9 protein-coding genes are annotated in these 10,749 nt (G+C 71.4%); 5 read left to right on the forward strand and 4 right to left on the reverse strand.

Features of this window, described 5'->3' with window-relative positions; genetic code table 11:
* Positions 1-4: 4 nt before the first annotated feature.
* Positions 5-139, reverse strand: a complete 135-nt coding sequence (locus RT323_RS14250) for a hypothetical protein (RefSeq protein WP_313409643.1) — start codon at positions 137-139, stop codon at positions 5-7.
* 237 nt (positions 140-376) lie between these two features.
* Between RT323_RS14250 and RT323_RS14255 the strand changes: the two genes are divergently transcribed.
* Positions 377-4,828, forward strand: coding sequence for an FtsK/SpoIIIE domain-containing protein (locus tag RT323_RS14255; RefSeq protein WP_313409644.1), 4,452 nt, complete (start codon positions 377-379; stop codon positions 4,826-4,828).
* 111 nt (positions 4,829-4,939) lie between these two features.
* Positions 4,940-5,425, forward strand: a complete 486-nt coding sequence (locus RT323_RS14260) for a hypothetical protein (protein ID WP_313409645.1) — start codon at positions 4,940-4,942, stop codon at positions 5,423-5,425.
* A 67-nt stretch (positions 5,426-5,492) separates the two neighbouring features.
* Here RT323_RS14260 and RT323_RS14265 read toward each other — a convergent pair whose 3' ends face one another.
* Positions 5,493-5,798 (reverse strand): WXG100 family type VII secretion target, encoded by a 306-nt coding sequence (locus tag RT323_RS14265; protein ID WP_313409646.1) that lies wholly within the window; start codon positions 5,796-5,798, stop codon positions 5,493-5,495.
* Positions 5,799-6,008: 210 nt separating this feature from the next.
* On the opposite strand from RT323_RS14265, the gene RT323_RS14270 reads away from it, so the two are divergent.
* Genes RT323_RS14270 through RT323_RS14280 form a run of 3 tightly spaced genes read left to right on the forward strand, consistent with a single transcriptional unit; the run spans position 6,009 to position 8,933 of the window.
* Positions 6,009-6,353 carry a hypothetical protein gene (locus RT323_RS14270; protein WP_313409647.1) on the forward strand — a complete coding sequence of 115 codons (345 nt, stop codon included), beginning with the start codon at positions 6,009-6,011 and terminating at the stop codon, positions 6,351-6,353.
* 10 nt (positions 6,354-6,363) lie between these two features.
* Positions 6,364-8,346: a DUF6571 family protein gene (locus tag RT323_RS14275; RefSeq protein ID WP_313409649.1), complete on the forward strand. Its 1,983-nt coding sequence runs from the start codon at positions 6,364-6,366 to the stop codon at positions 8,344-8,346.
* A complete protein-coding gene (locus RT323_RS14280; protein WP_313409651.1) occupies positions 8,346-8,933 on the forward strand; it encodes a hypothetical protein in 588 nt (195 codons plus the stop codon). The genes RT323_RS14275 and RT323_RS14280 overlap by 1 nt, the downstream gene beginning before the upstream one ends.
* Before the next feature lie 12 nt (positions 8,934-8,945).
* Here RT323_RS14280 and RT323_RS14285 read toward each other — a convergent pair whose 3' ends face one another.
* Positions 8,946-10,052 carry a cysteine desulfurase family protein gene (locus RT323_RS14285; RefSeq protein WP_313409652.1) on the reverse strand — a complete coding sequence of 369 codons (1,107 nt, stop codon included), beginning with the start codon at positions 10,050-10,052 and terminating at the stop codon, positions 8,946-8,948.
* Positions 10,049-10,749: carboxylating nicotinate-nucleotide diphosphorylase (gene nadC / locus RT323_RS14290; RefSeq protein WP_313409654.1), on the reverse strand; the 701-nt coding region annotated here is incomplete at its 5' end. The genes RT323_RS14285 and nadC, both read right to left, overlap by 4 nt.

Genomic DNA, 10,749 nt, shown 5'->3' on the forward strand with positions numbered 1-10,749 from the left:
AGGATCACGACGAGACCGACGATCCACCACACGCGGCGGCGGCGGGCGCGGCGCGACCGCCGACTCCCCGTGCGGTGCGGTCGCGCTGGCGGTCCTGCACAGCGTCACTGACCGATCCGTTGCTCGTACGAATCGCCATGGATGCGGCTCCCTCTTGCAGACGTTGGTGCGCCCCACGGTGAGTCCCGCCGCGCCCCCGTTGCACGACCCCCCTGTGGAACCAGCACAGTGTAGCCCGATCCGGCCATGTGTTCCTCTCGGGGACCGAGCGTCTGTCCACCCTCTACGCTGACCAGCATGCGATTGCTCCTCACGGCCGAGCCGCGACGTCATCGTCGGGTACACCGCGAGCAGCACGGTCGGCGATCTCGAGGCGTTGCTGCAGGATGAGTTCGGCCAGCGCAGCCCGCACGCCGGCGTCGCCGACGTGATCGACCTGCACTCTCGCCGCGAGCCCGAGGCGGCCGGTCCGGGCATCTTCCTGGGGTCGCGCCGCCTCGACCCCCACGAGACGCTGGCGACGGCCGGCATCCGCCACGGCTCGATCGTGGGACTGGGCGGCCCCAGCCGACACCGAGGGCGCGAGCCGCAGGGCCTGGTCGAGGTGCGCGTCAGCTCGGGCCGGGGCGCGGGTCGCGTCCACCGACTCGGCATCGGCACCTGGACGATCGGGTCGGCCGACCACTGCGCCATCCGCGTGGCCGGCGTGCCCGACGTGGCCGCGCGCCTCGAGGTCAACGCCCACGGCACCGTGGCCGTGACGACCGACCCGTCCGCGGCCGACCTGACCCTCGACGTCCCCGTCCGGCGTGAGCCGCCAACCGAGCCGATCGTCCTCGAAGCCAGCGTCGCCACCCGGTCGAAGCGTCGGTTCCGCCGCAAGCGCCCCGGCCTCAGCGCCTTGCAGGAGGGGCGCCAGATCGATCCCGGCGCCGCCCTGCCGCTCGTCCGGCTCGATCGCGAGCCGGTCTCCGCGCCGCAGCAGTGGGCCGAGGGGATCGTCCTGGGCGTCGGCGACGTCCTGTTCGAGCTGGGCAGCGTCAGGGCGCCCGACGCCTCGCTCTCGCCCTCCGCGAACGGCCCCGAGCTCGACTACAACCGTCCGCCGCGCCTGCACCCGCCCGAGCGCATGCGCGAGTTCTCGCTGCCGAGCGAGCCGAAGCGTCCGGACAAGTCACCGATCCCGATCGTGATGATGCTCTCGCCGATGGTGATGAGCGGCTTCATGTACTGGCGGACCGGATCCATCTTCTCGCTCATGTTCATGATCCTGATGCCGATCATGATGCTGCTGAACGCGACGGGCACCCGGCGCCAGCAGAAGGTCCGGTACCAGGAGCAGCTGGCTGAGTTCCACCGCCGCCGCGCCGACATCGAGAAGGCCGCCGTCGACTCGATCACCGACGAACGCGGCCATCGACGCTCCATCTACCCCGATCCTGCCTCGGTCCTGCTGTTCGCCACGGGTCCGCGCTCGCGCCTGTGGGAACGCCGTCGCTGGGACCCCGACTTCCTCGAGTTGCGGCTGGGCACGAGCGACCTGCAGTCCGACGTCATCGTCAAGGACCCCACCCGCGAGCAGCACGAGGGGCCGCTGCGCTGGACCGCTCCGGACGTGCCCGTCATGGTGCCGCTCGCCTCGACGGCCGTCCTGGGCGTGTGCGGCACGCAGGACGAGTGCCTGACGACGACGTCGTGGCTGGTCGCCCAGGTCGCGGCCCTGCACTCCCCCACCGACGCCTCGGTGTGGATCTTCACCGACCGCACGAACGCCCCATCGTGGGAATGGGCCAAGTGGCTGCCCCACACCCGCACGAGCGAGGACCACCCCCGCGCGGCCCGTCTCGCCGTCGACGAGGACGACCGGTCCAGCATGATCTCCGAGCTGACGGCGCTCGTCGACCGTCGCAAGGAGCTGGACACCGACGAGCGCGAGGCGCTCCCCTCGGTCGTCGTCGTGCTCGACGGCGCCCGTGAGCTGCGCATGGCCCCGGGCATGACGTCACTGCTCAAGTCCGGCGCGTTCGTCCACGTCTACTTCGTCTGCCTCGACCGCACGGCCCGCGAGCTGCCCGAGGAGTGCCGCGCCGTGATCGAGCTGCACGGCGACCTGCTCGACCTGGAGACCACCGCCCAGAAGCACATCGACGGGGTCCGGCGCGACATCGTCGAGCCGCGGTGGCTCGAGCGCCTCGGCCGCGCCGTCGCGCCCATCCGCGACGTCAGCACCGAGGACCTCAGCTCGAGCCTGCCGGCGGCCAGCCGCCTGCTCGACGTGCTGGGGCTCGACGAGCCCACCGGCGAGCAGCTGGCGCGCCGCTGGGCCGGCGGCGGCCGCACCACCCAGGCGGTCATCGGCGAGGGCCTCGACGGCCCGTTCCGGATCGACGTGCGCGCCGACGGCCCGCACGGTCTCATCGCCGGCACCACCGGCTCGGGCAAGTCCGAGTTGCTCCAGACGATCATCGCGTCACTCGCGGTGGGCAACCGTCCGGACGAGTTCAACTTCGTCCTGATCGACTACAAGGGCGGCGCGGCCTTCATGGACTGCCAGCACCTGCCCCACACGGTCGGCATGGTCACGGACCTGGACGGGCACCTGACGACCCGCGCCCTCGAGTCGCTCGGCGCCGAGCTGCGGTACCGCGAGCACCAGCTGGCCGATGCGCAGGCCAAGGACATCGAGGACTACCTCGCGGCGCGCCAGCCCGGTGACGAGCCGATGCCGCGCCTGCTGATCATCATCGACGAGTTCGCCGCCCTCGTGGCCGAGCTGCCCGACTTCGTGACCGGCCTGGTCGACGTGGCCCGCCGTGGCCGCTCCCTGGGCGTGCACCTGATCCTGGCGACCCAGCGGCCCGCCGGAGTGGTCAACGCCGAGATCAAGTCGAACACCAACCTGCGCATCGCCCTGCGCGTCACGGACGCCAACGACTCCGACGACGTCATCGAGTCCAAGGTCGCCGCCGAGATCCCCAAGTCGTTCCCCGGTCGCGCGTACGCCCGCCTGGGGCACTCCTCGCTGACGCCCTTCCAGAGCTCCCGCGTCGGCGGGCGGCCGGCCGGGGACGAGCGCGCGGACCTGCGGTCACGCGGGTTCGGCGTCGACGAGCTGGTCGCGCCGCCGGTCGCCAAGAAGGACGAGGACGACGTCTCCGTCCCCACCGACCTGGCGACCCTGGTCGGCGCGCTGCGTGGCGCCAACGACGTCATGGGCCTGCCGCCCATGCGCAAGCCGTGGCTGCCGCCGCTGCCCGAGACGCTCACGCTCGACGACCTCGAGGTCGATCCCGCGCCCGCCATCGGCGAGCAGGCCGACATCCCGCCGATCGTCTTCGGCCGCGGCGACCTGCCCCACCTGCAGCAGCAGGATGTTGCCAGCTGGGACCTGCAGCGCGCGGGGCACCTGGTGATCGCCGGCCAGTCCCGGTCCGGCCGCTCGTGGTCGCTGCGCACGATCGCCGCCGCGATCGCCCGCCAGACGGCCCCGACCGACGTGCACGTGTTCGGCATCGACGCCGGCAACAACGCCCTGCTGCCGCTCATGTCGCTGCCGCACGTCGGCGCCGTGGTCACGCGCACCCAGACCGACCGGATCTTCCGCCTGTTCGCCCACCTCGGGCAGGAGCTGACCCAGCGCCAGCAGGTGCTGGCCGAGCAGGGCTTCGCCGACATCGCCGAGCAGCGCGCGGCCGTCGACGGCCCCGACCGGATGCCCTACCTGGTCGTCCTGCTCGACCGCCTCGAGGGCTTCACCACCGCATTCGAGTCCGTCGACGGCGGCGTGCTCCTCGAACGCCTCGTCGGTCTCCTGCAAGAAGGCGTCGGTGCCGGCATCCGCGTCGTGATCGGCGCGGACCGCTCCGGCATCCTGGGACGCTACTCGCTCCTGGTCGACGACCGGATCGTGCTGTCCATGAGCGACCCCTCCGACTTCTCGGTCGTGGGCCTGCCGACCAAGCAGGTGCCCGCGCACATCCCGCCGGGCCGCGGCTTCCGCGCCGGTGAGCGCCCGCAGGAGGTCCAGTTCGCGATGATCGACGCCTCGGCCGAGGGCACGGCCCAGGTCCGGGCGCTGCACGAGCTGGGACGTGAGGTCGCCGAGCGCTACGGCGACCTGCCGCGCACGCTGCGACCGCACCGCATCGATGAGCTGCCCATCGCCATCAGCCTGGACGAGGCCCTCTCGTTCGAGCCCTCCGACGCCGCGGTGAGCCCGACCTTCATCCCGGTGGGCGTCGGCGGCGACACGCTCGCGCTGGAAGGCTTCGACCCGCTCATGACGGGGCCGGGCTTCCTGGTGGCCGGTCCCCCGCGCTCGGGTCGCAGCTCGGCGCTGCTCGTGCCGGTCCAGCAGCACCTCGCGAACCGGCACGACGTGCTCGTGATCGCACCGCGCCGGTCCCCTCTGCGTGACCTCGAGGCCCGCGACCTGCGCGTGTTCACCGGGAACGAGCCCATCGACGAGATCCGCGAGGCGCTCGGTCACCTGCGCCGCCAGCACCTGATCGTGGTCGACGACTTCGAGGTGCTGGGCGCCGACACACCCGTCGGCCAGCTCCTCGGAGAGACTCTCGCCGGGATGCGCGACACCTCGAACGCGATGATCGTCGCGGGCGGCATCGACGAGATCAGCGGCATGTACCGCGGCCTCACGGCCGACCTCAAGAAGGGCCGGACGGGTCTCGTCCTGGCGCCGCGTGCGTCGAACGACGGAGACGTGCTGAACGCCCGCCTGCCTCGCTCGGTCGGTGCGGCGGTCCCGCCGGGCCGGGGCCTGCTGATCCAGCCGACCGGCTTCCGCTGGATCCAGGTGCCCAAGGCCTGAGCCTCGAACCGGACTGAGCAGAGAGGGCCTGCATGGAGACCAACGGCGGCTGGGAGAGCAGCGCGGCCGACGCACGCGGCACGCTCACCGACCGGTACGGACGGTCCTGACGTGCGCTCGCGCGCCTGGGCCGCCGTCGGGGCCGTCCCCGTCCTCCTCGTGCTCGCCGGGTGCGGGGAGTCGGCCTACGAGGCCACCCGTGCCTGCTCGATCCCGGCCGGCACGGTCGAGGCCGTCCTGGGCACCGATCGCTTCACCGCCGGCGCCGAGCGAGTCGAGCAGCTGCCGTTCACCACCCAGTCGACCCGGGGCAGCGCCGCGTGTCGTGTCGACGCCGGCGACGTCAGCTTCACCGTCAAGGCGGAGATCCTGCCGGCCGGCCAGGCCGAACGGCTCGGCAAGGACCTCCAGCGCGAGGAGGACTCCTACCCGCTGCTGGGCGGCACGGCCAGGGCCGACGACCGCGGCGGCTCGTGGGCGTGCGGCTCGGTGTCGGTGACCGCGTGGCTGGACGGCGAGCGGTCGGCCGATCCCGACGAGATGGGCGAAGCGCTCGAGGCCGTCGCCCAGGAGGCCACCTGCTACACGGCGTCGTAGGGGTCACGCCCCCGGACGCAACAAGACGCCCGGCCCCATCGGGGTCGGGCGTCTCGTCAGGCTTTCCTCAGCGGGGCGACTGCAGCGGCGTCAGCACCGGGTGCTGGTCGGCTTCCTTGGCGCCCTCGGCGAACTTGTTGTGTTGGAAGGCGACGTCGGTGCCCGCACCGGCGAAGGCCTGGCACAGCTGAGTCAGGGCCTGCTTGAACTGGACCCAGGCCTCGTTGAACTCCTTGGCACCGGTGGACTGCCACTCCTCGTTCGCCTGGTTCAACGACGCGTCGACGTTGGTGACCATCGTGTCGGTCTCCTGCATCGACTTGTTCAGCGTGTTGTACAGCGCGTACAGGTCTTCGATCCGGGCTTGCACCATGGGTGTGTCTCCTTGTTGGGTTCGTCCCCTCGATATTCGAACGCAGGGACCAGGATGCTTGGCCACGAGCGTATCGGACGCGGGCGGAACAAGCAGTACCAGTCGACCATCGGAAGATGGTTCCTTGTGACCATGCCGACCTGACGGCGCGGCCCGGCGACGCTAGGCTGGGCGGCGCGCACACCGTTCACTCGCAGGGGGAGCACGAGGATGACACCCGAGGACACCGAGGACAAGACCGAGCCGAACCTCTTTCGCAGCACGCTCGAGACGGCCAAGACGACCGTCGTCAACTGCGGCGACAACGTCCATTCCGGCTACGGGTCCCCCCTCGACAAGATCGCCAACCCGCTGGCCAACGGGGGCTGGGTCTGCACCGAGGCCGACGACTGGATCACCGAGATGAAGGACCAGTGCGCCGGCATCACCGAGGCGTTCGACGACGCCGCCTCCACGATCCAGACGCGCATCAACTCCGAGCCCGACCGCGTTCCCGAGAACGACTACCGCGGCAACAACTGGCCGCGCCAGTGGCGCATGCAGCGGATGTACTGAGGGGCGGGCCATGACGACCGTCGAGATCGACATCGAGCTCATCGGCACCGCCATCTCCGCACTGGAGAGCCTGTCCGGCGACATCGACAGCCAGCGAGCCGTGGCGACCAGCTCGTCCCCCATCAGCCTGCCCTCGCTCGGCGAGAGCACCCTGGGCAAGAAGTCGCGGTGGCTCACCGACCACCTCGAGGACCTCACCACGCGTCGCGACCTGGCGATCCTGCTGGACCAGGAGGGCACCGGGACCGCGAGCTACACGGTCGCGCACGACACGCTGGCCAACGTCAAGGAGGTCCTCGGCCAGGAGCTGGCCGACGCGGTCGGCGACCTCGATCACGAGAGCGACGCCGACGAGGTCGAGCGCCTGTCCGGCCTGTTGGCCACCTGGAACGGGGACGGCGACGTCATGGCGTCGATGTTCACCGAGCTGGGAGCCGACGGCACCGTCGGCGCCATGGCCAACATCTCCTCGCTCATGGGGTACGGCGGCTCCGGTGACCCGGATCTGTACGCCGACCTCGCCGAGCGCCTGCGCACGGGCCTGTCGACCGCCTCGAACGAGCCGGGCTTCCCCGCCGAGTCCTTCGGTCGCGAGATCGTGCGCTACAGCGTGGCGCCGCTGTTGACCGACGATGAGCAGCGCGCCTTCGCCGACGAGTTCGGCATGGGCATGAACGGCGCGAACATCCTCACGTTCCTCATGCAGGACACCGGCTACGACGCCGACTTCCTGCTGGGCGCCGCGCGGACGCTGGACGACTTCGAGCGCATGGCCAAGGACGGTCCACTCACGGCCGACATCTGGTACGGCCACAACGGCCACGGCCCCCTGGACACCGGCAAGGACGGCCTCGGGTACGACGACCCGATGGCCGCGATCATGCACAACTTCGGCGAGAACCCCGAGGCCGGCCTGACCTTCTTCACCGAGCCCACCGAGGACGGCTGGGACCGCCAGACCCACTACTTCAACGACCGCGAGTGGAAGGCCGACGGCTACGCCGGCATCTCGCACGCCGTCGAGGGCATCGGCACCAGTACCGCGAACCTCGAGTCCGACCCGGAGGCCACCACCGAGCTGGTCTCCTCGTTCCTGGACCAGGTCGCGAACAGCGACGGGTTCAATGCCGAGGACGCCAAGCCGGCCTCGCCGTACGTCGCCGACCTGCTGAAGTTCTACATGCCGGCCGTGGACAACGCCCTGCGCAACGGCGCGGACGAGGGCGATGGCACCTCGGCACCGTTCGCGCTCGACCACTTCGGCGCGTTCGACCACTACCCCGTGCTGTTCAAGGGCGACCTCGACTCGCTGATGCAGGTCGCCATGGGCACGCAGGAGGGCACGCAGAGCATCGCCGAGGGCGTGGGCGGCTTCCAGAAGACGCAGCTCAACAACATCGCCGCCCAGCTGGCCCAGAACCCCGACGACCCCGGCCTGCGCACCGAGCTGCGCGACATCCTGCAGCGCAACGCGTCCCTGCAGGGGTTCACCGAGTACTCGGTGGGCCAGGTCGAGATCGACGGAGCCGCCGACCGCGACGCGCAGCGGCAGGTGTACATCGACCTCGTCTCTGACGCCGCCGGCCTCGTGCCCATGCCCGGCGCAGACCAGGTCGGCGAGCTGGGCGGGAAGCTGGTGGACTTCGGCTGGAGCCAGGCGACCGACCTGGGCAAGGACGCCGCCGGCGACGCGTGGACGTCCGAGGCCGCCGGTGCCACCGACAACGCGGAGACTCGCGCGGAGGCCGGCTCGAACCGCGTCAAGGTCGACACCTACCTCTCGTTGATCGAGGCCGGGGTCATCCCCCGCGACGAGGTGCCCGACCACTGGTACGAGAACGGGCGGCTCATCAGCCAGAGCGACATCTCGGACGAGGAGATGGGCTCCTACACCCAGAGCGCCATGAACGGCGTGAACGAGTTCGCGACCAACTACGACCTCGAAGGGGCCTATCGCGAGTCCTTCGAGTCCTTCTACGCGCCGGCGAAGTGATGCGGCGCCCGGTCCTTGCGGCGGTGCTCGCCGCCTCGCTGGTCCTCGCCGGGTGCGGCGAGGACGAGTCCTCCACGCCCGAGTCCGATCACCCCGAGCTGCTCCAGCGGTCCGACCTGCCGCCGGTGAAGAGCGCCGAGGTCAGCACGCAGACGAACGTCTCGAAGACGAACTGCGCCGCCATGGACGCTGAGTGGAACCTGGCCGCGTCGAAGGACTTCGTCTACGCCTGGTACGCGCTGGAGGACGACGGCACGACAGTGCGCTCGGCCGTGCAGGGGCCCGCCGCCACGAGTGTCGCCATCGAGGACACCTTCACGCGCCTCGAGTCGCTGATCGCGGAGTGCGCGGCCGGTGGCGCGAGCACCGGCACCTTCGAGCCGCTGGAGGGCCTCCCGGACGGGTCCGTGGGCTTCGTCGCCACGCAGGACACCTCCAACGGCACCGAGACCACCCAGCGTGCCTACGGCCGGGTCGACGATGAGCACGCCGCGGTCGTCACCGTGGTCCACCTCGGCGACGGGGAGCCCGCCGTCTCGGCGACGGAGCTCCTGCCGAAGGCGCTCGAGCGCGCGAGCGCCGGCTAGAGGAACGCGGTCCTAGGCCCTGATCGCAGTCAGCTCGTCCGCGGCCCGCTCCAGGTCCTCCTCGGCGCACGAGGCGTCGAAGGTGAAGCGGACCGCACTCTGCGCCGTCTCACGGTCGAACCCCATGGCCGTCAGCACGTGGCTGGGCTCGTCGCTGCCGGCGGCACAGGCCGACCCGCTCGAGCAGACGACACCACGCGCCTCGAGGTCGACCAGGAGTGACTCACCCGAGCGGCCGGGAAAGACGAACGATGCGTGACCGGGGAGCCGGTTGTGAGCGTGCCCGGTCAGGGCGGCTCCGTCCCCGACCCCGAGGATGCTCGCGGTGAAGCGGTCCCGGCGCCGGGCCACCGTGTCCGGGTCGCCGTGGCCCAGCTCGAGCGCCGTGGCGATCGCGACGGCCCCGGCGACGTCCTCGGTGCCGGAACGGCGGTCGTCCTGCTGACCTCCCCCGTGGACGAGGGGCTCCCACGATCGGCGCCGGTCGACCCACAGGACGCCGATCCCCTTCGGCGTCCCCAGCTTGTGACCACTGATGCTCAAGCCCGTCACGCCGAGCCTCCCGACGTCCAGGTCGAGCCAGCCCGCAGCCTGCACGGCGTCGGTGTGGAACGGGACGCCCCGCTCGGCGGCGGCCGCGGCCAGCTCGGAGATCGGCTGGATCGTGCCGACCTCGTTGTTCGCGTACTGGATGCTGACCAGCGTCGTGTCGTCGCGCAGCGCCGCGGCGAGGACCGCCGGCGCGACGACCCCGTCCGCGTCGACCGGCAGGACCGTGACCTCGAACCCGAGCCGGCCCAACCAGGCCGCGGACTCCAGCACGGCGGGGTGCTCGACGGCGCTGACGACGACGTGACGTCCGCGTGGTTCGGCCAGCGCAATGCCCTTGACGGCGGTGTTGTCGGACTCCGTTCCGCCACTGCAGAACGTGATCTCGTTCGGGCGGGCGCCCAGCATGACGGCGACCCGGCGGCGCGCCTCCTCGAGCCCGTGGCGGGCCGCGGCGCCGACGTCGTGGTGGCTCGCGGGATTGCCGAAGTCACGGGTCAGGTACGGCCACATCGCCTCGAGCACCTCCCGGCGCACGGGCGACGTCGCGGCGTGGTCGAGGTAGATCACGACAGCCGCACGTCCAGGCCGAGGTCGAGGTTGCGCACGGAGTGCGTCAGTGCGCCCACGCTGATGACGTCGACGCCGGTCCCGGCGATCGCGCCGATCGTCTCGAGGCTGACACCGCCGGACGCCTCGACCAGGGCGCGACCGTCGACGACCTCGACGCCCTTGCGCAGGTCCTCGAGGTCGAAGTTGTCGAGCATGATCGTGTCCACTCCCCCGGCCAGCACCGGCTCGATCTGGTCGAGCCGGTCCACCTCGACCTCGAGGTGCGTCGTGTGCGGCAGGCGCGAGCGGGCCGCGCGGATCGCGACCGTCACGTCGTCGACGAGGGCGAGGTGGTTGTCCTTGGCCATCACCGCGTCCGACAGGCTGAACCGGTGGTTGTGCCCACCGCCGCAGCGGACCGCGTGCCGCTCGAGGGCACGCAGGCCGGGCGTCGTCTTGCGGGTGTCGGCGACGCGCACGCCGGGACCGGCCGCCGCCACGTAGGCCGCGGTCAGCGTGGCGATCCCGCACATCCGCTGCACGAGGTTGAGGGCGATCCGCTCGCTGCGCAACACCGCTCGGGCGGGGCCGCGGACGGTCGCCAGCCGGGCGCCCGCCGCGAAAACGTCGCCGTCGGCGACCAGGACCGCCACCTCGACCGACGGGTCCACCGCGGTCATCGCGATCCGCAGGACCTCACCCCCGGAGAACACGC

This window comes from Aeromicrobium sp. (genome assembly GCF_032084975.1).
Lineage (GTDB): Bacteria > Actinomycetota > Actinomycetes > Propionibacteriales > Nocardioidaceae > Aeromicrobium.